Raw genomic sequence first — 24,311 nt, 5'->3', positions numbered from 1 at the left:
TTTGCGGTGAAAGTGATGGCCTCTTCGCGGGCAAGCCTCGCTCCTACAGGGGCACCAAAAACCTTGTAGGAGCGAGGCTTGCCCGCGAAGCTTTTAAGGCGCCCACCCCGGTTTACGCTTCTGCACGAAGGCCATCGTGCCCTCGACTCCTTCCGCTCCGATCACCGCTTCGCTGAACCACTCGGCCGCTTCATCCAGCAACGCATCCGACGGTTGCCCGGCACTCGCCAGCAACAGTTTTTTGGTCGTCGCATTGGCCCCCGGCGCGCAGCACAGTACGTGCGCCAGAATTTCACCGAGACGCTCGGCCAAGGCTTGCGCGTCATGTTCGACAAAATGCACCAGCCCCATGCGCCGCGCCTGGTTGCCATCGAACCGCGCCGCCGTCAGCGCCAAGCGCCGGGCCTGAGTCAAACCGATGCGCTGGACCACAAACGGCGCGATCTGCGCGGGCAGCACGCCGAGGCTGGTTTCCGGCAGCCCGAATTGCGCCTGATGATCCGCCAGGGCGACATCGCTGACGCAGGCCAGGCCCAAACCGCCGCCAAGCACCGCGCCTTGCAGCACGGTGATCACCACTTGCGGCGCGTGTTGCACCTCTTGCAGCAGCGCGCCGAACGCACGGTTCAGATCACGGTAGGCGTTCGCACCTTGAGCACGGGCGTTGGCCATGTCCTTGATGTCGCCGCCGGCACAGAAATGCCCACCGGCACCGCCGATCACCAAGGCCCGAATCGCCCGGTCATCGCGCACGGCCAACAGCACCGCACGCAGTTCGGCGACCATCAGCAGGCTCATGGCGTTGCGGCTTTCCGGGCGGTTGAGGGTGATGTGCAGCACGCCGTTATGCGGTTCGAGCAATAACGTCTGGCAATCCGGCAGGGTACTCATTTCTTTTTCCCCGGCAGGATGCCCATGAGTTTGCAGATGATCCCCAGCATGATTTCGTCGGCGCCGCCGCCAATCGACACCAGCCGCACATCGCGGTAAGCGCGGGCCACGGGGTTGTCCCACATGAAGCCCATGCCGCCCCAATATTGCAGGCAACTGTCGCTGACTTCGCGGCCCAGTCGCCCGGCCTTGAGTTTGGCCATCGACGCCAGACGCGTGACGTCCTGACCTTTGATGTACTGCTCGGTGGCCTGATAGACCAGTGCCCGCAGGCATTCGATTTCGGTTTGCAATTCGGCGAGGCGAAAGTGGATGACCTGGTTGTCGATCAGCGCATTGCCGAAGGTTTTACGTTCCTTGCAATACTCGATGGTGCTGTCGATGCAGTATTCCAGGCCCTTGATCATGTTCGCCGCGCCGAACAGGCGTTCTTCCTGAAACTGCAGCATTTGCATCATGAAGCCCGCGCCTTCATGGCCGATGCGGTTGCGTTGCGGCACGCGCACGTTGTCGAAGAACACCTGGGCGGTTTCCGAGCTGCGCATGCCGAGCTTGTCCAGGTGCGAACTGAGGCTGATCCCCGGCGTGTTCATCGGCACCATGATCAGCGACTTGTTGATGTGCGGTTTGTCGTCCGAGGTGTTGGCCAGCAGACAAATGAAATCGGCGCTTGGCGAGTTGGTGATCCACATCTTGCTGCCGTTGATCACGTAGTCGTCGCCGTCCTTGCGGGCGGTGGTTTTCAACCCGGCCACGTCGGAACCGGCGCCGACTTCGGAAACGCCGATGCAACCGACCTGTTCGCCGGTAATGGCAGGGCGCAGAAACTCTTCACGCAGTTCATCGGAACCGAAGCGCGCCAGCGCTGGAGTGCACATGTCGGTCTGCACACCGATGGACATCGGAATGCCGCCGCAATGAATGGTGCCGAACTCCTCGGCGGCGACAATCGAATAGCTGTAGTCGAGCCCCATGCCGCCGAATTTCTCCGGTTTGGAAATTCCCAGCAGGCCCAGGTCACCGGCCTTGCGGAAGATTTCGTGGATGGGAAAGCGCCCGGCCTTTTCCCATGCCTCGACGTGCGGGTTGATCTCGTTTTCGACGAATTGGCGAACGGTGCGGCGCAGTGCTTCGTGTTCCTGGGTGAAGATCATTTTTATTGTTCTCCTCTGGCCGGTTCAGAACCGGGCTACGCCAAAACTGTTGGTTTGCAGCGGCCGCACATCGGCCTCATGACAGATGTCCAGCAAGTAACCGAGCAGGGTCCGGGTGTCCCGCGGATCGATGAGCCCGTCGTCCCACAGACTGGCGCTGCCATAAAGCGCGGTGGACTGGCTGTCGAGTTTCTGTGCGGTGACCTGCTCCAGCATGTCGAGCATTTTCGGGTCGGGCACCAGGCCGTCCTTGAGTTGTTTGGCTTCGGTGACGATGCGCAGCACCTTGCCGGCCTGCGCGCCGCCCATCACTGCCGTGCGGCTGTTGGGCCAGGCGAAGATGAAGCGCGGGTCGAGGCCGCGACCGCACATGGCGTAGTTACCGGCGCCATAGGAGCCGCCGACGACGATGGTCAGTTTCGGTACGCGGGCGTTGGCCACAGCCTGAATCATCTTCGCGCCGTGCTTGATCACGCCTTGCTGTTCCGACTCGGTGCCAACCATGAACCCGGTGGTGTTGTGAAAGAACAGCAGCGGCGTCTGGCTCTGATCGCACAGCTGGATGAATTGCGCGGCTTTACTCGCCCCTTTGGGGGTGATCGGGCCGTTGTTGCCAATGAATCCGCAGGCGCGCCCCTGAATGTGCAAATGGCCGCAAATGGTTTGCTGATCGAACTCACCCTTGAACTCAAGGAAGTTCGAGCCGTCGGCAATCCGCGCAATGATTTCGCGCACGTCGTAGGGCTTTTTCGGATCGTCCGGGATCAGTCCCAGCAGCTCGTCGATAGGGTAGAGGGGTTCTTTCCACTGCCGTTCGGGCAACCATTGCAGCTGCTCGTTCCATGACAACAGGCTGACAATCTCGCGCACCAGGCGCACGCCATCGGCATCGTTCTCGGCCAGGTATTCAGCGGTGCCGGCGGTTTGCGCGTGCATCTCGGCACCGCCCAGTTCTTCGTCGGTCGCCACTTCTCCGGTCGCGGCTTTCAGTAACGGTGGGCCGGCGAGAAACAGTTTGGCTTTGCCACGCACCACTACCGTGTAATCCGAGAGCCCTGGCTGATAAGCACCGCCCGCCGTGGCCGAACCGTGGACCACGGTGATCTGCGGCAACCCCATGGCCGACATCCGCGCCTGATTGGCAAAACTGCGCGCGCCTTCGACGAAAATCTCCGCTGCGTAATTGAGGTTGGCGCCGCCGCTTTCGGCGAGGGTGATCACCGGCAGTTTGTTCTCCATGGCGATCTGTTGCAGGCGCAGGGACTTTTTCAAACCGCTGGGGGAAATCGTCCCGCCCTTGATCGCGCTGTTGTTCGCCACGACCAGAACCCGCACGCCGGACACGTAACCAATCCCGGCGATCAAACCGCCGCCGGCTGAGCTGCCGTCCTTGTCGTCATGCAATTTGTAGCCGGCCAGGCTCGCCAGTTCGAGGAACGGCGCACCGGGGTCGAGTAGAAGATTGAGGCGTTCGCGGGGCAGCAATTGCCCGCGCTTGTCGAACCTGGGTTTGGCTTCGGCCGCTTTGTTCAGCAGGTTCTGTTCGAGCTGACGGACTTGCTCTATCCCGGCCAGCATCGCTGCACGGTTCTGGGCAAACTGTTCGCTGAACGGGTCGACTTGCGACTGAATCACCGGCATGACTTATTCCTTGTCCTTGAGCACGTCCGGCAAGTACGCGCGGTGGAAACCGTTGTACGACTCACTGATTTTGGCCTTGTGGATCGGCCACGCCCGACCGCCAAGGCTGGCGGCGCCGTCGATACGCAAGGTGCTGCCACTGACAAACGCTGCGGCCGGACTGAGCAGGAAGACGATCGCGGCGCTGACTTCCGATTCGGTGCCGATGCGTTTCAGCGGCACGTGCTCGCGCAAGGTCGGAATCACCGCTTTGAACGCACCTTCGTAAGTGTCCATGCCGCTGGAGGCGATCCAGCCCGGTGCCACTGCATTGACCCGCACCCCGGCGTAACCCCATTCGAACGCAGCGGTCTTGGTCAGGTTGTCCATGCCCGAGCGCGCCGCGCCCGAGTGGCCCATGCCGGGCATGCCGTTCCACATGTCGGCGAGCATGTTGACGATGGCGCCGCCGTGTTGGCTCATGGACTGGTTGAAGACTTCGCGCGCCATCAGGAAACCGCCCACCAGGTTGGTGCGCATCACGGTTTCGAAACCCTTCTGGTTGATCGAGGCCAGTGGTGAGGGGAATTGGCCGCCGGCATTGTTGACCAGTCCGTGGATCGGACCGTGCTTGCGGATCAGTTCGCTGACCAGATGCTTGACCGCTTCTTCGTCGCGAATATCGCAGGTCTGCCAATCGGCCTTGCCGCCATCCTCGGTAATCTCGGCAACCACGGATTTCAGTTTGTCGGCATTGCGCCCGATCAACAGCACATGGGCGCCGAGGGCCGCCAGTTCATGGGCGGTGCAGCGACCGATGCCGCTGCCGCCACCGGTGACGATGATGTTTTGGCCGGCAAACAGATCAGCTTTGAAAATCGAATCGTAGGCCACGGCGGCAATCCTCTAGTTGACCTGGTCGGCGATGCGCTGCGGCACCGGAATCTGGATGTCCAGCAGTTGTTGGGCGAAGGCTTTGCCTTGCGGATCGATCCGCAGACTGGCCACGCCTCCGCCGCCAAGGGCGTTTTCCAGCAAGAAATTCAGGCTGTGGGTCGCGGGCAGGTACCAGCGCTCGACGCGCCCGTGAACCGGGTCGAGCACATGACTCATCCAGTCGACCATCACTTCCGGGGTCAGGGCTTCGGCGATCCACGGCAGGTACTCCGGCTCGCGCGCCATGACGCCGATGTTGCTGTGATTGCCCTTGTCACCCGAGCGTGCGACCGCGAGCTTGATCAGCGCCACGCTGGCATCGGCGCGACCGCTGGGTTTCGGTGGGTCGTACGGCACCGGCAGGTCCGCGGTGGTGAGCGCGTCGAGGGCGGGCAGGGCGCACGGATGACGTTGACCATTGAGATCAATGTCCAGCGTGCAGGCGGATTTGTCGATGAGGAACGAGAACAGCCGGATCAGCGGATACACCGTCGGCCGTCCGCCGACGATGCCGGTCAGCCCCGGCGCCATGCCGGTGGCGGCCTGGGCGATTTCCCGGGAGAACACGATCAGCGCCTGTTTGTCCGGATGGCGCACGGCGAGTTTGATCACCACTTCGCGGCTGTCCTGACGCTGGCCATGGGGGCCGTACGTGGCCTCGCTGCCGAGCAGTTCAATATTGACTTCGCTGTAGGGCGCCCAACCGCGTTGGCTGAAGATTTCCGAGGTCTTGCTGATGATCGCTTCGCTGACACGCCGCGCCTTGTCCACCGCATCGATCCCGGCGATCAGGCAACTGGCGGTGCAGCGGAAACCGTCCGGATACGTCGCGCTGACCTTGTACTGATCGGTGGGCGGCAAGCCTTTGGCGCCGTGTACCTGAACTGCGTTCTTGCCTTGTTGCTGAAGTTTGACCTGGGTGAAATCGCAGATCACATCGGGCAGCAGATAGGCCTGCGGGTCGCCGATTTCATAGAGCATCTGCTCGCCGACCGTGAGTGGCGTGACGAGACCGCCGGAGCCTTCGGGTTTGCTGACGATGAACTGGCTGTCGGCGCTGACTTGGACGATGGGGAAACCGATGTGTTCGTAGTCGGGCACGTCGCGCCAATCGGTGAAGTTGCCGCCGGTGCACTGGGCGCCGCATTCGATGATGTGACCGGCGAGTGCGGCTTGCGCGAGTTTGTCGTAGTCGTGCCAGGACCAGCCGAATTCATGCACCAGTGCAGCGCTGACCACAGCGCTGTCGACCACGCGCCCGGTAATGACGATGTCCGCGCCCAGGCGCAAGGCTTCGACGATGCCGGGCGCACCGAGGTAGGCGTTGGTGGAGACGCACATCGACGGCAAGGGCACGCCGCTGAACATTTCGTGGAGGCCGCGGGTGCTCAGGTGTTTGAACTGCGGTTGCAGGTCATCACCCCGCAACACGGCGATTTTCAGCGCCACGCCGGCCTTGTCGCAAGCCGCTTGCAGGGCAGCGGCGCAGGCCTGCGGGTTGACGCCGCCGGCGTTGCTGATGACGCGGATGTTCTGTGCGGCGAGCTGCGTGAGCAGCGGGCTGAGCACTTCGATGAAGTCGCTGGCGTAGCCGGCCTGGGGATCTTTCATCCGCGCACCGGCCATGATCGACATCGTGATCTCGGCCAGATAATCGAACACCAGGTAATCCAGGCGTCCGCCTTCCACCAGTTGTGCGGCGGCGGTCGAGGTGTCGCCCCAGAAGGCGCTGGCGCAACCGATGCGAACAGTTTCAGGCACAGCCCTTTCCATAGCCACCTCCCTCAGACGTGTATCGAGACTACCAAGCAAGCGCTTGGTTTGTAAACGACTTAAATATCTTCTGCCCGAGCGCTTGCTTGGTTGCCTTCGTCAGCTTAAATTGCCCGCGCAACCCCGCTGTTTTAGCGGTGAGTACGACTGTAGGAGAGAACGGGTGGACGAGCAAAAAGCCCTGAGGGTAATGCGCGAATTGGTCGACAACGGCCAGTTGACCGACCCGGACAGCGCCCGTGGCAAACTGCTGCAAGTGGCGGCTCACCTGTTTCGCAACAAAGGCTACGAGCGCACCACGGTGCGTGACCTGGCCGGCGCGGTGGGCATTCAGTCGGGCAGCATTTTTCATCACTTCAAAAGCAAGGACGAGATCCTGCGGGCTGTGATGGAGGAAACCATTCGCTACAACACCGCGTTGATGCGTGCGGCGATCGCCGAAGCCGAAAACGTGCGCGAACGGGTACTGGCGCTGATTCGCTGTGAGTTGCAGTCGATCATGGGTGGCAGCGGCGAGGCCATGGCGGTGTTGGTGTACGAATGGCGTTCGCTGTCCGAAGACGGGCAAGCGAAGGTGTTGGCGTTGCGCGACATCTATGAAGACCTCTGGCTGCAGGTGCTGGGGGAGGCCAAGGACGCGGGATTCATTCGCGGGGACGTGTTTATCACCCGGCGTTTTCTGACCGGTGCGCTGTCCTGGACCACGACCTGGTATCGCCCGGATGGCAGCGTGAACCTCGATCAATTGGCCGATGAGGCGTTGATTCTGGTGCTCGAAGAAAAACAATAGTGTTGCCCGGAGCCGCAGGAAACTGGCTAAGTGGCCGAAACCGCCTAGCTTGAATGAATTGATGCGTACTTTTTTGGGGAGTGGGTTGTTTTGATGTCTTCGCCAATTCGGACGGCCTCGCGGCTTTTTCTGGCGGCGCTTGCAGCGCTTTGGGTATTACCGTCTCCGGCGGCGCAACTGGTGCGGGTCGGTGCCGCGCATTTTCCGCCCTACACCGTACGCCCGGAATCCGGTGCTGACACCGGGCTTCTGCCGCAATTGGTGGAGGCGCTCAACGCCTTGCAAACCGACTACCAGTTTGTGCTCGTGCCGACATCCATTCCGCGACGCTTCGGTGACTTCAAGCAGAGCCGGGTGGACATGGCTATTTTCGAGAACCCGAACTGGGGCTGGAAGGACATTCCCCACGTCAGCGTCGACATGGGCCTGGAAGATGCCGAGATTTTTGTCGCGCAACGGATACCCAATCGTCAGCAGAACTATTTCGCCGATCTTGCCGGCAAGCGTCTGGCGCTGTTCAGCGGCTATCACTACGAATTCGCCAACTTCAATGCCGACCCCAAGGTTCTCGCGCAAAACTACAACGCCACGCTGACCTATTCCCATGACAGCAACCTGCTGATGGTGCTGCGCGGGCGCGCCGACATTGCCCTGGTGACGCGCTCCTACCTGAGCGATTACCTGCTGCGTAACGAGAAGGTCGCCGATCAGTTGCTGGTGTCCGAGCGCATCGATCAGGTCTATCACCATTACGCCATTCTCCGTCCGACGGCGCCCATCAGTGGCGTTGCCTTCGGCAAGTTGCTGCAAGGGTTGCGGGACAACGGCCAGATGCTGAGGATTTTCGATCCTTACAAGATCGCCATCGTGCCAGTTCCCGGCAGCTGAGATCGCGTCGCCGGGCGGTGTTTTTGCCGACCTTCCTTAAATTTCCCCCACTGGCTCACGTCACTTCGTTGAACTGTCGACGATTATCGTGAGCCCGCCCCATGCCCAATCTGAATGACCTGACTGCCCTGGCTTTGCCGACAGGCAACCGCCTTGTCGCGGATGAAACCGAAAACCGCCTGAGCCTGAGCCTGGACGCGCAACCGCTGATTACCTTGCGGCTGACGCGTGAGCCCGAGTTGCACGTGCATGTCGAGGCTCGCGTCGACACTCAGGCCGTGTGGGCCGCCGGTTATTGGCTGTTTGCCCGTGACCCGGCTTGCCAGCGCCTGACCTGGCACCTCGATGAAGCTCCCGCCGAAGCCTTGCTCAGCGGGTTGCTGGTGTCGACCGAACTCGCCGGCCAGTATCGCTGCGAGCGCACGCTGTTCTGGCAGTTGCCGCAGCCTTGGCTGGGGACATCGCTGACCAGCGGCTACCCGCAGCAAATGGTGATCAGCGCTGGCAAGCGTCATCCATTGCGCCCGGTGAAACCGCGCGGTGAAGTCTATCGACGTTTCGATGCGCGGCTGGGGGCGTGGATTTCCCTGCGAACGCTGGACATCGACCTGGACCTGGCGCGGTTCAATCGCTGGCAGAACAGTGCGCGGGTGGCGAGTTTCTGGCAGGAGGAGGGCAGCCTCGAACAGCATCGCGAATACCTGGGCAAACTCGACGCCGATCCCCACACCGTGACGTTGATCGGTTGTTTCGATGACCAGCCGTTTGCTTATTTCGAAGCCTACTGGGCCAAGGAAGACCGCATTGCACCGTTCTACGATGTCGATGATTACGACCGTGGCATTCACATGTTGGTCGGCGAAGAAAACCATCGCGGTCCGCACAAGGTGGCGAGCTGGTTATCGGCGTTGACGCATTACCTGTTTCTCGATGATCCGCGTACCCAGCGGGTGGTTGCAGAGCCGCGTGCCGACAACGCGAAGATGATCGGGTACATGCAGGGTCAGCGGTTTCATTGCGAGAAGGAGTTCGACTTCCCGCACAAGCGCGCGGCGTTGATGGTGTTGGGGCGGGAGCGGTTTTTTGAGCGGTTTGGGTTGGCGTGATGGGTAGGCTCAAGATTCGTATCGGTCTTGAGTCCGTCTTCGCGGGCAAGCCTCGCTCCTACAAGGTTCACGCTGGAACTGTAGGAGCGAGGCTTGCCCGCGAAGCTTTTAACGGCGGGAGAAAGTATCTGCGCGACTGCCCGACACCTTGCGGCAATGCACCAGCGCGTCGCGAATCATGAAGTTCACCAGGGTCGGCGAAACACCCAGTTCCTTGGCGATGTCCTTTTGCGGCACGCCGTGCAGGCGGTACATCTCGAAGGCGTAGCGGGTGCGGCTCGGCAGCTCCGTCAGCGCGTCGGCGATGTTTTCCAGGGTCGAAAAATTGATGTGCGAGGTTTCCGGCGAAGCGCCTTGGATCACCACGTTCAGCCCTTCTTCTTCAGGCCCCGAATACTTCTGCTCCAGCGCCTGTTTGCGGTAGTGGTCGATCGCCAGGTTACGCACGATCTGGAACAGATAACTGAGCTGAGCCTTGATCGAGGAGGTGATCTGCGGCGCCGATTGCAGGCGGAAGAACGCATCCTGAACCACATCTTCGGCACGGGAGCGGCAGCCGGTAATACGGGCGGCAATCTTGACCAGAATCAGTCGATTGTCCACGAATGCCTGAAGTAGCGGTGAATCGCACCTGCTTGTGGATACTTGTTCCGTCATGGAAATCACCTTGCTGCAAATGGGGTCGTGGGACGACGGGTGTATCGGAGCCGTCCTACACATCGAGCGACAAATTATTCTGAATGATAATGATTGTCAATTGAGAAAGAGAACTAATCCTTCTCTGAAGTTCGCAGTGAGAACTGCGACACGCTGCCGCACCCAGCCCCCGTTGGCGATCAAGCCTGCCGACTAATTATTTCAAGACGCCATCCGTTCTCATTGGTGAATGGCTCCGGGCGCAAGCCCCGGCCAAAACAGCATTCCCAATGCCTCGCGCGGTCGGCGAAGACCGCGTCCTGCATGCCCCTGATGGGGCGTGAAAGCAGAAAACCGATTCCACTTGCAAGCCGAATTCAGGCAGGAAACCTCATGACCGACGCGTTCAAAATACCTGGCACACTGGTCCAAGCCCTTCAGCGCCGCGCGGCCCTGACGCCGGATCGGGTGGCCTTGCGTTTTCTCGCCGAAACCCCGGATCAGACGGTGGTGCTCAGTTATCGCGAACTGGATCAGCGGGCGCGCACCATTGCCGGCGCGTTGCAGGCCGAAACTGACTTTGGTGATCGCGCGGTGCTGCTGTTTCCCAGCGGTCCGGATTACGTCGCGGCGTTTTTTGGTTGCCTGTATGCGGGCGTGATCGCGGTGCCGGCTTATCCGCCGGAGTCGGCCAAGCGTCATCATCAGGAGCGCCTGCTATCGATCATCAGCGACGCCGAACCGCGCCTGCTGCTGACCAGCGCCGGCCTGCGCGATGCGTTGCTGCAAATCGAAGGCGCGCCGCCGCTGCTGTGCGTCGACACCCTCGACGGTGCACTGGCCGCAAAGTGGACTGAACCGAATCTCGAAGGCGACCACATCGCCTTCCTGCAATACACCTCGGGCTCCACCGCGCTGCCAAAAGGCGTGCAAGTCAGTCATGGCAACCTGGTCGCCAATGAGTTGCTCATTCGCCACGGTTTCGGCATCGACCTGAACCCTGACGACGTGATCGTCAGCTGGCTGCCGCTGTACCACGACATGGGTTTGATCGGCGGTCTGTTGCAGCCGATTTTCAGCGGCGTGCCGTGCGTGTTGATGTCGCCGGCGTACTTCCTCGGTCGGCCGCTGCGCTGGCTCGAAGCGATCAGCGAGTACGGCGGCACCATCAGCGGTGGGCCGGATTTTGCCTACCGTCTGTGCAGCGAACGTGTCAGTGAATCGGCGCTGGAACGCCTCGACCTCAGCGGCTGGCGCGTGGCGTATTCCGGTTCCGAACCGATTCGCCTCGACACCCTCGACCGTTTCGCCGAGAAGTTCGCGACTTGCGGTTTCACCCCGGACAGTTTCATGGCGTCTTACGGCTTGGCCGAGGCCACGTTGTTCGTCGCCGGCACACCCCGTGGTCAAGGCATCGGCAACCTGCGCGTGGATGATCAGGCGTTGGCGCAAAACCGTGCCAAAGCGGGTGAAGGCAGCGCGATCATGAGTTGCGGCATCAGCCAGCCGGATCACGCGGTGCTGATTATCGATCCATTGGCGCTGACCGAACTGGCCGACAACACAGTCGGCGAAGTCTGGGCCACCGGGCCGAGCATCGCCCATGGCTATTGGCGCAACCCCGAGGCCAGCGCCAAGACCTTCGTTCAACACGACGGCAAAACCTGGCTGCGCACCGGCGACCTGGGTTTCATGCGCAACGGCGAGCTGTTCATCACCGGTCGCCTGAAAGACATGCTGATCGTTCGCGGTCACAACCTGTACCCGCAGGACATCGAGCAGACCATCGAGCGTGAAGTGGAAGTGGTGCGCAAAGGTCGCGTCGCCGCGTTCGCCGTGAATATCGACGGTCAGGAAGGCATCGGCATCGCCGCGGAAATCAGCCGCAGCGTGCAGAAAATCCTGCCGCCCGAGTCACTGATCAAAGCCATCCGCCAAGCGGTGGCCGAGGCGTATCAGGAAGCACCGAGCGTGGTGGTGTTACTCAATCCGGGCGCATTGCCAAAAACCTCCAGCGGCAAGCTGCAACGTTCGGCGTGCCGCAATCGGCTGGCGGATGGCAGCCTCGACAGCTACGCACTGTTCCCATCGGCGACCCCTGAAAACCAGGCCAAAACCGAGTCGGGTTCCGAGCTGCAAAGCTTGATCGGCCAGATCTGGGCCGAGCAATTGCAGGTGAAACAGATCAGCGCCGATGATCACTTCTTCCTGCTCGGCGGCAACTCCATTGCCGCCACGCAAGTGGTTGCGCGCCTGCGCGAAGAGTTGGGTCTGGAGCTGAACCTGCGCCTGCTGTTCGAAGCGCCGACCCTCGGTGCATTTACCGCGGTGGTCGCGCAGCAGCAACAGGACGGCGGCCTGGCCCAGGGCGCGATCAGCACGCTGTCGCGCAGCGAAGCGATGCCGCAATCCCTCGCGCAAAACCGTTTGTGGATTACCTGGCAACTGGACCCGCAAAGCAGCGCCTACAACATTCCCGGCGCCTTGCGTTTGCGTGGCGAACTGGATGAAGACGCCCTGCGCGCCAGCTTCCAGCACCTGATCGAACGCCACGAATCCCTGCGCACGCGCTTCTTCGAACGTGACGGCGTGGCGCTGCAACAGGTCATTGCCGCTGGCGAATTCAACCTGCAACGGATCGACATCAGCGATTTGCCCGTCGCCGAGCGTGAAGCCCGCGCGCAGCAAATCCGCGAGGATGAAGCGCGCACTCAGTTCGATCTGGAGAAAGGTCCGCTGCTGTGGGTGACGCTGGTGCGCCTCGATGACGAGGATCACCAGTTGCTGGTGACGCTGCACCACATCATCGCCGATGGTTGGTCGCTGAACGTGCTGATCGACGAGTTTTCGCGCCTGTATGCCGCTGCGTCCCAAGGGCAAACGGCATCGCTCGCGCCATTGCCGACCCAGTACGCCGACTACGGCAGCTGGCAGCGTCAATGGCTGGCGCAAGGTGAGGGCGAGCGGCAACTGGCCTACTGGAAAACGCAGTTGGGCGATGAGCATCCGACCCTGAGCCTGGCCACTGATCACCCGCGTTCGGCGCAACACCGTCACAGCGCCGCGCGCCACACCGTGCGTTTGGCTGCCCCCCTCAGCGAGGCGATTCGCCAGACCGCCCAGGCCCACGACGCCACCTCATTCATGCTGTTGCTCACGGCGTTCCAGAGCCTGTTGCACCGCTACAGCGGCCAAACCGACATTCGCATCGGCGTGCCGAACGCCAACCGTCCGCGCCTGGAAACCCAGGGCCTGATCGGTTTCTTCATCAACACCCAGGTGCTGCGCGCCGAGGTGGATTCGCGGTTGCCGTTTGTTGAACTGTTGGCGCAAACCCGCCAGACGGCCTTGGGCGCCCAGGCGCATCAGGACCTGCCGTTCGAGCAACTGCTGGAAGCGTTCCCGCAGGCTCGCGAACAAGGCTTGTTCCAGGTCATGTTCAACCATCAGCAACGGGACCTGAGCGCACTGCGTCGCTTGCCCGGGTTGCTCGCCGAAGAACTGCCGTGGCACAGCCGCGAAGCCAAGTTCGATTTGCAATTGCACAGCGAGGAAGACCGTAACGGTCGCCTGAGTCTGTCGTTCGACTATGCCAGCGAGCTGTTTGACGCCACTACCATCGAGCGTCTGGCCGAGCATTTCAGCAACCTGCTGCGGGCCATTTGCGAGCAGCCGGCCACCACCGTCGGCGACCTGCAACTGTTGACCGCGAGCGAGCACGATCAGCAAGCCTCGTGGAGCGTCGCACCGTGCACACCGGCCAGCCAATGGCTGCCGGAACTGCTGAACGAACAGGCACGCCTGACCCCGGAGCGCACCGCGCTGCTGTGGGACGGCGGCAGCCTGGGCTTCGCCGAACTGCACGCCCAGGCCAACCGCCTCGCGCATTACCTGCGCGACAAAGGCGTCGGCCCGGACGTTTGCGTGGCCATCGCCGCCGAGCGTTCGCCGCAACTGTTGATCGGCCTGTTGGCGATCATCAAGGCCGGTGGTGCCTACGTGCCGCTGGACCCGGATTACCCGACCGAGCGCCTGGCGTACATGCTCGGCGACAGCGGCGTCGAATTGCTCCTGACCCAAACCGAATTGCTCGACCGGCTGCCGGCCACCGATGGTGTCAGCGTGATCGCTATGGATGCACTGCACCTGGAGAACTGGCCGAGCCAGGCGCCGGGCCTGCATCTGCACGGCGACAACCTCGCTTACGTGATTTACACCTCCGGCTCCACCGGCCAGCCGAAGGGCGTCGGCAACACTCACGCGGCGCTCGCCGAACGCCTGCAATGGATGCAGAACACCTATCGCCTGAACGACACCGACGTGCTGATGCAAAAGGCGCCGATCAGTTTTGACGTGTCGGTGTGGGAATGCTTCTGGCCGCTGATCACCGGGGCGCGTTTGCTGATTGCCGGGCCCGGTGAGCACCGCGATCCGCACCGCATTGCCCAACTGGTTCAGCAATACGGGGTGACCACGCTGCACTTTGTGCCGCCGCTGCTTTCATTGTTTATCGACGAGCCGCTCACCGCCGAATGCACCAGCCTGCGCCGTGTGTTCTCGGGCGGCGAAGCCTTGCCGGCGGAACTGCGCAACCGCGTGCTGGAGCAACTGCCGGCCGTGCAACTGCACAACCGTTATGGCCCGACTGAAACCGCGATCAACGTCACTCATTGGCATTGCAGCACGGCCGATGGCGAGCGCTCGCCGATTGGCCGTCCGTTGGGCAACGTGATTTGCCGCGTGCTCGACAGCGAGCTCTACCCGGTGCCGGCCGGTGTGCCCGGTGAGTTGTGCATCAGCGGCATCGGTCTGGCCCGGGGGTATCTGGGGCGTCCGGGGCTGACGGCTGAACGTTTTGTCGTTGACCCGTTGGGCGAGCAGGGCGCACGTCTGTATCGCACCGGCGACCGCGCCCGTTGGACCGCCGATGGCGTGATCGAATACCTCGGCCGTCTCGATCAGCAGGTCAAACTGCGGGGCTTTCGCGTCGAACCGGAAGAAATCGAAGCGCGTCTGCTGGCGCAGGACGGGGTCGCGCAAGCCGTGGTGTTGGTGCGCGAAACCGCCGCTGGCGGGCAGTTGATCGGTTACTACACGGCCATCGAAACCAGTGAATCCGAAGACACTCAAACCGCTCGCCTGAAAGCCGCGCTGGCGGCCGAGCTGCCGGAGTACATGGTCCCGGCGCAGCTGATGCGCCTTGACGAAATGCCCCTCAGCCCAAGTGGCAAACTCGACCGTCGTGCCTTGCCTGAACCGCAATGGCAGGTGCGCGAACACGTTGAGCCGGTCACTGAACTTGAACAGCAGATCGCCGCGATCTGGCGCGAAGTGCTGGGCTTGAAGCAGATCGGTCTGCGCGACGACTTCTTCGCCCTAGGCGGCCACTCGCTGCTGGCCACGCAAATCATCTCCCGCACCCGTCAGGCCTGCGACGTCGAATTGCCGCTGCGCGCGTTGTTCGAAAACAGTGAGCTGGGGGCATTCTCCCGGCAGGTTCAACAGATTCAGGCCAGCGGCAACACCAACAAACAACCGCCGATTGAAAAGGTCGACCGCAGCCAACCGGTGCCGCTGTCCTATTCCCAGCAGCGCATGTGGTTCCTCTGGCAGATGGAGCCGGACAGCCCGGCCTACAACGTCGGCGGCATGGCGCGGTTGCGCGGGGTGCTGGACATCGGGCGCTTCGAGACGGCGTTGCAAGCGCTGATCATGCGTCACGAAACCTTGCGCACCACGTTCCCGAGCATCGACGGCGTGGCGCAACAGCGCGTGCACCCGGAAACCGGGATGCGCATGGACTGGAAGGATTTTTCCGCGCTGGACGCCGATTTGCGCGAACAGCGGGTGCAGGCACTGGCCGACAGCGAAGCGCATCAACCCTTCGATCTGGAAACCGGACCGCTGCTGCGCGCCTGCCTGGTCAAGACCGCCGAGCAGGAACATTACCTGGTGCTGACCCTGCACCACATCGTCACCGAAGGCTGGGCGATGGACATTTTCGCCCGGGAACTCAGTGCGCTTTACGAAGCGTTCGTCGATGACCGCGAATCGCCACTGGCGCCGCTGCCGGTGCAATACCTCGATTACAGCGTCTGGCAGCGTCAGTGGCTGGAATCCGGCGAGCGTCAGCGCCAGCTCGACTACTGGACCGCGCAACTGGGCCGCGAACATCCGCTGCTGGAATTGCCCGCTGACCGTCCGCGTCCTGCGGTGCAAAGCCATCAGGGCGAGCTGTTCCGTTTCGACCTGAGCGATGATCTCGCGGCACGGGTCCGCGCCTTCAACGCGCAAAACGGCCTGACCCTGTTCATGACCATGACCGCCGCGCTGGCCGTGCTGCTTTACCGCTACAGCGGCCAGACCGACCTGCGCATCGGCGCGCCGGTGGCCAACCGCATTCGCCCGGAAAGCGAAGGGCTGATCGGTGCGTTCCTCAACACCCAAGTGCTGCGTTGCCAGCTCGATGGGCAGATGTCCGTTGGCGAACTGTTCGAGCAAGTGCGCCACACCGTAATCGAAGGCCAGTCCCATCAGGACCTGCCGTTCGATCATTTGGTTGAAGCGTTGCAGCCTCCGCGCAGCGCTGCGTACAACCCGCTGTTCCAGGTGATGTGCAACGTGCAGCGCTGGGAATTCCAGCAGAGCCGCACGCTGGCCGGCATGACGGTCGAATACCTGACGAACGATGCGCGAGCGACCAAATTCGACCTCAACCTGGAAGTGACCGACCTCGATCATCGGTTGGGTTGCTGCCTGACTTACAGCACCGATCTGTTCGATGAACCGCGCATTGCGCGCATGGCCGGGCACTGGCGCAATCTGCTGGAAGCGTTGCTGGCCGATCCGCAACAGCGCCTCAGTGAACTGCCGTTGCTCGAAACCACGGAACAGCAAAAGCTGCTCGACAGCCTGGGCATCGAACCGGGTGAACATCGACTGGATCAGTGCATTCATCACCTGTTCAGTGAACAGGCGCTGGTGCGCAAGGATGCGCCGGCGCTGACGTTCGCCGGGCAAACCCTGAGCTACGCCGAACTCGACAGCCGCGCCAATCGCCTGGCCTGGATGCTGCGCGAACGGGGTGTCGGGCCGCAGGTTCGCGTCGGTCTGGCACTTGAGCGGTCGCTGGAAATGGTCATCGGCCTGCTGGCGATCCTCAAGGCGGGTGGCGCTTATGTGCCGCTCGATCCGGAATACCCGCTCGATCGCCTGCATTACATGATCGAAGACAGCGGCATCGGTTTGCTGCTCAGCGATGCGGCGATGTTCCAAGCCCTGGGTGATCTGCCGACAACCGTCAGTCGCTGGTGCCTTGAAGATGACGCTGCCGAATTGGTCAACTACCCGGCCACCGAGCTGCCGTTCATCAGCCTGCCGCAGCATCAGGCGTACCTGATTTACACCTCCGGTTCCACCGGCAAACCGAAAGGCGTGGTGGTGTCCCACGGTGAAATCGCCATGCACTGCCGCGCGGTGATCGAGCGTTTCGGCATGCGTGCGGACGACTGCGAACTGCACTTCTATTCGATCAACTTCGACGCCGCGACCGAGCGTCTGCTGGTGCCGTTGTTGAGCGGTGCGCAAGTGGTCTTGCGTGCTCAAGGGCAGTGGGACGCAGAAGAAATCTGCGGATTGATCCGTCGCCACAACATCAACATCCTCGGCTTCACCCCAAGCTATGGCAGCCAATTGGCGCAGTGGCTGGCGACTCAGGGCGAAACCTTGCCGGTGCGCATGTGCATCACCGGCGGTGAAGCCCTGACCGGCGAGCACTTGCAGCGCATTCGCGCAGCGTTCAAACCGAGCCTGTTCTTCAACGCCTACGGCCCGACCGAAACCGTGGTCATGCCGTTGGCCAGTCTTGCACCGCAGCAGCTTGAAGAAGGGTTGGGCAGTGTGCCGATCGGCAGCGTGATCGGTGCTCGCGTGGCCTACATTCTCGATGCCGATCTGGCACTGGTGCCGCAAGGTGCAACCGGTGAGTTGTACGTCGGCGGTGCCGGTCTGGCCCAGGGTTATCACGACCGTCCGGGCATCACGGCGGAACGCTTCGTGGCCAACCCGTTTGCAACGGATGGCGGGCGGATTTATCGCACCGGCGACCTCGTGCGGCAGCGCGCCGACGGTCTGGTGGAATACCTCGGCCGCATCGACCATCAAGTGAAAATTCGCGGTTTCCGCATCGAACTGGGCGAGATCGAAACCCGTCTGCTGGACCATGAATCGATCCGTGAAGCGGTGGTGCTTGCGCTGGACGCCCCGAGCGGCAAACAACTGGTCGGCTATCTGGTCACCGACGTGGCTGAGCAGGACGAAGCGCAACAAGCCGAGCTGCGCGAAGCCCTCAAGGCTCACCTGAAATCGCAACTGCCGGAATACATGGTGCCGACGCACCTGATCCTGCTGGCGAGCATGCCGCTGACTGCCAACGGCAAACTCGACCGTCGCGCGTTGCCGGCACCGGACCCCGAGCTGAATCGTCAGGACTATGTGGCGCCAAGCAACGAGCTGGAACTGACGTTGGCGCAGATCTGGTGCGAAGTGCTGAACGTCGCGCAGGTCGGCCTCAACGACAACTTCTTCGAACTGGGTGGCGACTCGATCCTGTCGATCCAGGTGGTCAGCCGCGCGCGACAGCAGGGCATTCACTTCAGCCCGCGTGACCTGTTCCAGCACCAGACAGTTCAAACACTCGCCGCCGTGGCCAGCCGCACCGAGCAGGTTACGGCCGAGCAGGGTTTGCTCACCGGCGAATCGCGTCTGACCCCGATCCAGCACTGGTTCTTCGACACCGACATGCCCGAGCGTCAGCACTGGAACCAGGCGTTGTTGCTGGAACCGACCGTTGCGCTGGAACCCCATCGCCTTGAGCAAGCGCTGCTGGCGGTGATCGAGCAGCACGACGCCTTGCGCCTGCGCTTCACCGAGGCCGGCGGCGCATGGACGGCGGCGCACCAGAAGGTGGGAGGCGCCCCCGTGTTGTGGCAAGTGCATGTGCCGGCGATGGATAAATGCGCGGCATTGTTTGCCGATGCCCAGCGCAGCCTCGACCTCGAACAGGGGCCGTTGATGCGGGTGCTGCTGGTCGATGGTCCCGAGGGCCAGCAACGGCTGTTCTTCGCGATCCATCACTTGGTGGTGGACGGCGTTTCCTGGCGTGTATTGCTGGACGATCTGCAAACGGTATATCGCCAACTGGCGGCTGGGCAGTCGGTGAAACTGCCGGCGAAAACCAGCGCCTTCAAGGACTGGGCGGCCCGCTTGCAGGCGTATGCCGGCAGCGAATCCCTGCGTGAAGAACTGAGCTGGTGGCAGTCGCACCTGGTCGGGCCGAGCGTCGAATTGCCGTGTGATCGCCCTGAGGGCGGCCGGCAGAATCGTCATGCGCAAACCGTCAGCGTACGCCTCGACAGCGAGTTCACTCGCCAGTTGCTGCAACAGGCACCGAGCGCCTATCGCACCCAGGTCAACGACCTGTTGCTGACGGCACTGGCCCGCGTGCTGTGCCGCTGGAGCGGTAATGAATCGGCGCTGATCCAACTTGAAGGCCACGGTCGCGAGGCGCTGTTCGACGAGATCGACCTGACCCGCACCGTCGGCTGGTTCACCAGCGCCTACCCGCTGCGCCTGACACCCTTCAACATTGAAGAAGCCGCGGGCCAGGGCGCTTCGATCAAGGCGATCAAGGAACAACTGCGCGGCGTGCCGCACAAGGGGCTGGGCTATGGCGTGTTGCGTTACCTCGCCGACGACCTGTGCCGCGAAGCCATGGCCGTGTTGCCGGTGGCGCCGATCACCTTCAACTACCTCGGCCAGTTCGACCAGAGCTTTGGCGCGGATGCGTTGTTCCGTCCACTGGATGAACCGGTCGGTGCCGCCCACGATCCGAAAGCGCCGCTGCCCAACGAGCTGAGCATTGACAGTCAGGTCTACGGCGGCGAATTGGTGCTGCGCTGGACCTTCAGCGCCGAGCGCCACGATCCGCAAACCATCAGTGAACTGGCGGACGCCTACCTCGGCGAATTGCAGAGCCTGATCGTGCATTGCCTGCATGACGAGGCGGGCGGCCTGACGCCGTCGGACTTCCCGTTGGCGAAGCTGACCCAGCCGCAACTCGATGAACTGCCGATTCCGGCCGCCGCCATCGAAGACGTCTACCCGCTGACCCCGATGCAGGAAGGCATGCTGCTGCACACCTTGCTCGAACCGGGCACCGGCCTCTATTACATGCAGGACCGCTACCGCATCAACAGTGCGCTCGATCCGCAACGTTTTGCCGAGGCCTGGCAAGCGGTGATCGCCCGTCACGAAGCCTTGCGTGCATCGTTCTGCTGGAACGTTGGCGAAGACATGCTGCAGGTTATCCACAAGCCGGGCAGCACGCCGATCGAGTCCCTCGACTGGACGGCAATCGCCGAGGCCGAGCAAGAGCCCAAGTTGCAGGCGTTGCTGAAAAGCGAGCGTGAAGCCGGGTTCGATCTGCTGAATCAGGCACCGTTCCACCTGCGTTTGATCAAGGTTGGCGAAGCGCGCTACTGGTTCATGATGAGCAACCACCACATCCTCATCGATGCCTGGTGCCGCTCGTTGCTGATGAACGATTTCTTCGAAATCTACACCGCGTTGGGTGAAGGTCGCGAAGCTCAACTGGCTGTGCCGCCGCGCTACCGCGACTACATCGGCTGGCTGCAACGCCAGAGCCTGGCCGAGGCGCGGCAGTGGTGGAAAACCAACCTGCAAGGCTTCGAACGGACCACGCCGATCCCGAGTGACCGGCCGTTCCTGCGTGAACATGCCGGCGACAGCGGCGGCATGATCGTCGGCGACCGCTACACCCGACTCGATGCCCGCGACGGCGCGCAACTGCGTGAACTGGCGCAGGCCCATCAGCTGACCATCAACACCTTCGCCCAAGCGGCGTGGGCCCTGGTGCTGCGGCGCTTGAGCGGTGATCGCGACGTGCTGTTCGGCGTCACGGTGGCCGGGCGCCCGGTGGAAATGCCGGAGATGCAACGCACCGTCGGGCTGTTCATCAACAGCATCGCGCTGCGGGTGAAGATGCCGGAAGACGACCAGCGTTGCAGCGTTCGCCAGTGGCTGAGCGGCTTGCTCGACAGCAACATGCAACTGCGCGAGTACGAATACCTGCCGCTGGTGAGCATTCAGGAAAACAGCGAATTGCCGAAGGGCCAACCGCTGTTCGACAGCTTGTTCGTGTTTGAAAACGCGCCGGTGGAAGTCTCGGTACTGGACCGTGCGCAGAGCCTCAACGCGACCTCGGATTCGGGCCGCACCCACACCAACTTCCCGCTGACGGCGGTGTGCTATCCGGGCGATGACCTGGGCTTGCACCTGTCTTACGACCAGCGTTATTTCGATGAGTCGACCGTTGAACGCATGCTCGGCGAGTTCAAGCGCCTGTTGCTGGCACTGGTCGAAGGCTTCCATGGCGACATGGCGGACTTGCCGCTGCTGGGTGCCGAGGAACAGGATTTCCTGATTCACGGCTGCAACCAGAGCGAACACGATTACCCGTTGGAGCAGAGCTACGTTGCGTTGTTTGAAGCGCAGGTTGCGCAGCATCCGCAACGGATCGCCGCCAGTTGCCTCGATCAGCAACACAGCTACGCCGAACTGAACCAGCGCAGCAATCGTCTCGGCCATGCGTTGATCGCGGCCGGTGTCGGGCTGGATCAGCCGGTGGCGTTGCTGGCCGAACGTAACCTCGATCTGCTCGGGATGATCATCGGTAGCTTCAAGGCCGGTGCGGGTTATCTGCCGCTGGATCCGGGGCTGCCAAGTCAGCGCCTGAGCCGGATCATCGACCTGAGCCGCACGCCGTTGCTGGTCTGCACCCAGGCCTGTCGCGAACAGGCGGTGGCGTTGCTGGAGGAATTCGGTTGCGCCAATCGGCCACGGTTGCTGGTGTGGGAAGAGGTGCAGGCGAGCCAAGTGTCGGTGGCGAATCCGGGCATCTACAGCGGCCCGGACAACCTTGCCTACGTGATCTACACCTCGGGTTCGACCGGCCTGCCCAAAGGTGTGATGGTCGAACAACGCGGCATGCTCAACAACCAATTGAGCAAGCTGCCGTACCTGAACCTCAGCGCTGCCGATGTGATCGCGCAGACCGCTTCGCAAAGCTTCGACATTTCGGTCTGGCAGTTCCTTGCCGCACCGTTGTTCGGTGCACGGGTGGACATCGTGCCGAACACCATCGCCCACGATCCGCAAGGCTTGCTGGCGCATGTATCGGCCCAGGGCATCACCGTGCTGGAAAGCGTGCCGTCGCTGATTCAAGGCATGCTCGCCCAGGAACGCATGAGCCTCGACGGTCTGCGCTGGATGCTGCCGACCGGTGAAGCGATGCCGCCGGAACTCGCCCATCAATGGTTGCTGCGCTACCCGGACATCGGGCTGGTGAATGCTTACGGACCGGCGGAATGTTCGGACGACGTGGCGTTCTTCCGTGTCGACATGGCGTCGACTCGCGGCAGTTACTTGCCGATTGGCACGCCGACCGACAACAACCGTTTGTACCTGCTCGATGGCGCGCTGGACCTGGTGCCGTTGGGTGCGGTGGGCGAACTGTGCGTGGCCGGCACCGGTGTCGGGCGCGGTTATGTCAGCGATCCGCTGCGTACGGCGCAGGTGTTTGTGCCGAACCCGTTTGGCGCGCCGGGTGATCGTTTGTATCGCACCGGCGACCTCGCCCGTCGTCGCAGTGACGGCGTGCTGGAGTACGTTGGGCGCATCGACCATCAAGTGAAAATTCGCGGCTACCGCATCGAGCTGGGTGAAATCGAAGCGCGTCTGCATGAGCAACCGGAAGTGCGCGAAGCGGCGGTTGGTGTGCAGGAAGGCGTGAACGGCAAGCATCTGGTCGGCTATTTGGTCGCGACTGATTCTTCACTTAATCCGACTGAGCGCCTGGAGCGCATCAAGCAACGCCTGCGCGCCGAGCTGCCGGAATACATGGTGCCGCTGCACTGGTTGTGGCTGGAACGGATGCCGCTCAATGCCAACGGCAAACTGGACCGCAAGGCGCTGCCGGCGCTGGAGATCGGTCAGTTGCAGAGCCAGGATTATCAGGCGCCGCGCAATGAACTGGAGCAGACGTTGGCGGTTATCTGGGCCGAGGTGTTGAAGGTCGAAAAGGTCGGTGTGCGCGACAACTTCTTCGAGTTGGGCGGGCATTCGCTGCTGGCGACGCAGATTGCGTCGCGGGTGCAGAAAGCCCTGCAACGGGACGTGCCGCTGCGGGCGATGTTCGAGTGCAGCACGGTGGAGGAGTTGGCTGAATATATCGACGGGTTGGCGGCGAGTGACATCACCGAGGACAAGGTCGATCGGTTGAATGACTTGATGGCGGAGTTGGAGGGTCTGTAATTCTCTAGCGTCTGTAAGGGCCCCTTCGCGGGCAAGCCTCGCTCCTACAGGATTTGTGTCGTTCATAATAATTGCAATCGACACAAATCCTGTAGGAGCGAGGCTTGCCCGCGAAGGCGTCATTTCAGCCACCACAAAGTTGACTCTGGATCGCTGGCGGCTCAGTCTGCCCGCTCCCTTTTTTGGCAGAGGAGACAGTTTGATGCCCTTCGTTACGATTGACGGACAACCCCTTCACTACATCGATCAAGGCACCGGCCCTGCCGTATTGCTCGCCGGCAGCTACCTCTGGGACCAAACCATGTGGGCGCCGCAGATCGCCGCCCTGTCGCAGCAATACCGGGTCATCGCCCTGGACCTGTGGGGCCACGGTGAGTCAGGCTCGCTACCCGAAGGCACGCAATCGCTGGATGACATTGCACGTCAGGCGCTGGCCTTGCTCGATCATCTGCACATCGACCGTGTCACGCTGGTCGGTCTTTCCGTCGGTGGCATGTGGGGCGTGCGCCTGGCGCTGTCGGTTCCACAGCGTATCAACGGCCTGGTGCTGATGGACACCTACGTCGGTGTCGAACCTGAACCCACTCGCCAATACTATTTCTCGCTGTTCAAACAGATCGAAGACAGCGGCGTGATTGCACCGCAACTGCTCGACATCGTCGTGCCGATTTTCTTCCGTCCGGGCATAGACCCGCAGTCGGCGCTTTATCAGGATTTCCGCGCAAAACTGGCTGCGCTGCCGCCAGAGCGTCTGCGCGAAAGTATCGTGCCGATGGGGCGGATCACATTTGGGCGCGATGATGTGTTGCCGCGACTGGGCGAGCTGGAGGCTGAGGCCACGCTGGTGGTGTGTGGTGATCAGGACAAGCCGCGACCACCGTCGGAAACCATTGAAATGGCCGAGTTGATCGGTTGCCCGTATGTGCTGGTGCCGGAGGCGGGGCATATCTCCAATCTGGAGAATCCGCGGTTTGTGACCGAAGTGTTGCAGGAGTTTCTAGCCCGGAGAAATTAGTCGGTTGTACCGCCCCCATCGCGAGCAGGCTCGCTCCCACATTGGAATGCAATCCTCCTGTGGGAGCGAGCCTGCTCGCGATGGGGGCGGTGAGGTCACTAAACCTCTGA

At 62.1% G+C, this 24,311-nt stretch carries 11 protein-coding genes; 5 read left to right on the top strand and 6 right to left on the bottom strand.

The features are described 5' to 3' along the window. Positions 1 to 93: 93 nt before the first annotated feature. From K5R88_RS12510 to K5R88_RS12490, 5 genes are read right to left on the bottom strand one after another with little or no spacing between them, the layout of a single operon-like run. Entirely contained in the window at positions 94 to 891 is a 798-nt protein-coding gene (locus tag K5R88_RS12510; protein ID WP_008030289.1) for an enoyl-CoA hydratase/isomerase family protein, read from the bottom strand. Next, positions 888 to 2,045 carry a citronellyl-CoA dehydrogenase gene (gene atuD, locus K5R88_RS12505; protein WP_008044426.1) on the bottom strand — a complete coding sequence of 386 codons (1,158 nt, stop codon included), beginning with the start codon at positions 2,043 to 2,045 and terminating at the stop codon, positions 888 to 890. Before atuD ends, K5R88_RS12510 begins: the two co-directional genes overlap by 4 nt. 24 nt (positions 2,046 to 2,069) lie before the next feature. After that, on the bottom strand, positions 2,070 to 3,686 hold the full coding sequence (gene atuC, locus K5R88_RS12500; RefSeq protein WP_008030286.1) for a geranyl-CoA carboxylase subunit beta: 1,617 nt from the start codon (positions 3,684 to 3,686) through the stop codon (positions 2,070 to 2,072). 3 nt (positions 3,687 to 3,689) lie between these two features. After that, a complete protein-coding gene (locus K5R88_RS12495; protein WP_008030284.1) occupies positions 3,690 to 4,559 on the bottom strand; it encodes an SDR family oxidoreductase in 870 nt (289 codons plus the stop codon). A gap of 12 nt (positions 4,560 to 4,571) precedes the next feature. Next, positions 4,572 to 6,362 (bottom strand): acyclic terpene utilization AtuA family protein, encoded by a 1,791-nt coding sequence (locus K5R88_RS12490; RefSeq protein WP_226300061.1) that lies wholly within the window; start codon positions 6,360 to 6,362, stop codon positions 4,572 to 4,574. Positions 6,363 to 6,537: 175 nt separating this feature from the next. Here K5R88_RS12490 and K5R88_RS12485 point away from each other — a divergent pair, with 175 nt between their 5' ends. The 3 genes from K5R88_RS12485 to K5R88_RS12475 all read left to right on the top strand — a co-directional run bounded on the left by K5R88_RS12485 (position 6,538) and on the right by K5R88_RS12475 (position 9,158). Beyond that, the gene (locus tag K5R88_RS12485) at positions 6,538 to 7,164 is read left to right on the top strand and encodes a TetR/AcrR family transcriptional regulator (protein WP_008030281.1); all 627 of its coding nucleotides are present in this window, start codon (positions 6,538 to 6,540) and stop codon (positions 7,162 to 7,164) included. Between the two features lie 93 nt (positions 7,165 to 7,257). Beyond that, entirely contained in the window at positions 7,258 to 8,052 is a 795-nt protein-coding gene (locus K5R88_RS12480) for a substrate-binding periplasmic protein (RefSeq protein WP_223453112.1), read from the top strand. Positions 8,053 to 8,153: 101 nt separating this feature from the next. Further along, positions 8,154 to 9,158: a GNAT family N-acetyltransferase gene (locus K5R88_RS12475; RefSeq protein WP_226300060.1), complete on the top strand. Its 1,005-nt coding sequence runs from the start codon at positions 8,154 to 8,156 to the stop codon at positions 9,156 to 9,158. A 108-nt stretch (positions 9,159 to 9,266) separates the two neighbouring features. Here K5R88_RS12475 and K5R88_RS12470 read toward each other — a convergent pair whose 3' ends face one another. Then, positions 9,267 to 9,815: an RNA polymerase factor sigma-70 gene (locus K5R88_RS12470; protein WP_008030278.1), complete on the bottom strand. Its 549-nt coding sequence runs from the start codon at positions 9,813 to 9,815 to the stop codon at positions 9,267 to 9,269. A gap of 372 nt (positions 9,816 to 10,187) precedes the next feature. Here K5R88_RS12470 and K5R88_RS12465 point away from each other — a divergent pair, with 372 nt between their 5' ends. Together K5R88_RS12465 and K5R88_RS12460 are read left to right on the top strand one after the other, a co-directional pair. Then, entirely contained in the window at positions 10,188 to 23,186 is a 12,999-nt protein-coding gene (locus K5R88_RS12465; RefSeq protein ID WP_226300059.1) for a non-ribosomal peptide synthetase, read from the top strand. Between the two features lie 202 nt (positions 23,187 to 23,388). Continuing rightward, positions 23,389 to 24,201, top strand: coding sequence for an alpha/beta fold hydrolase (locus K5R88_RS12460; RefSeq protein WP_226300058.1), 813 nt, complete (start codon positions 23,389 to 23,391; stop codon positions 24,199 to 24,201). Positions 24,202 to 24,311 lie beyond the last annotated feature (110 nt).

This window comes from Pseudomonas sp. MM213, from assembly GCF_020423045.1.
GTDB classification, from domain to species: Bacteria; Pseudomonadota; Gammaproteobacteria; order Pseudomonadales; family Pseudomonadaceae; genus Aquipseudomonas; species Aquipseudomonas migulae.
This window is presented reverse-complemented; position numbering and strand designations above follow the sequence as displayed.

Bases quoted from the DNA above. Each gene is read 5' to 3' on its own strand.
- atuD (WP_008044426.1), bottom strand. From the start codon at position 2,045: ATGATCTTCACCCAGGAACACGAAGCACTGCGCCGCACCGTTCGCCAA.
- atuC (WP_008030286.1), bottom strand. From the start codon at position 3,686: ATGCCGGTGATTCAGTCGCAAGTCGACCCGTTCAGCGAACAGTTTGCC.
- K5R88_RS12480 (WP_223453112.1), top strand. From the start codon at position 7,258: ATGTCTTCGCCAATTCGGACGGCCTCGCGGCTTTTTCTGGCGGCGCTT.
- K5R88_RS12510 (WP_008030289.1), bottom strand. From the start codon at position 891: ATGAGTACCCTGCCGGATTGCCAGACGTTATTGCTCGAACCGCATAAC.
- K5R88_RS12465 (WP_226300059.1), top strand. From the start codon at position 10,188: ATGACCGACGCGTTCAAAATACCTGGCACACTGGTCCAAGCCCTTCAG.
- K5R88_RS12475 (WP_226300060.1), top strand. From the start codon at position 8,154: ATGCCCAATCTGAATGACCTGACTGCCCTGGCTTTGCCGACAGGCAAC.
- K5R88_RS12460 (WP_226300058.1), top strand. From the start codon at position 23,389: ATGCCCTTCGTTACGATTGACGGACAACCCCTTCACTACATCGATCAA.
- K5R88_RS12470 (WP_008030278.1), bottom strand. From the start codon at position 9,815: ATGACGGAACAAGTATCCACAAGCAGGTGCGATTCACCGCTACTTCAG.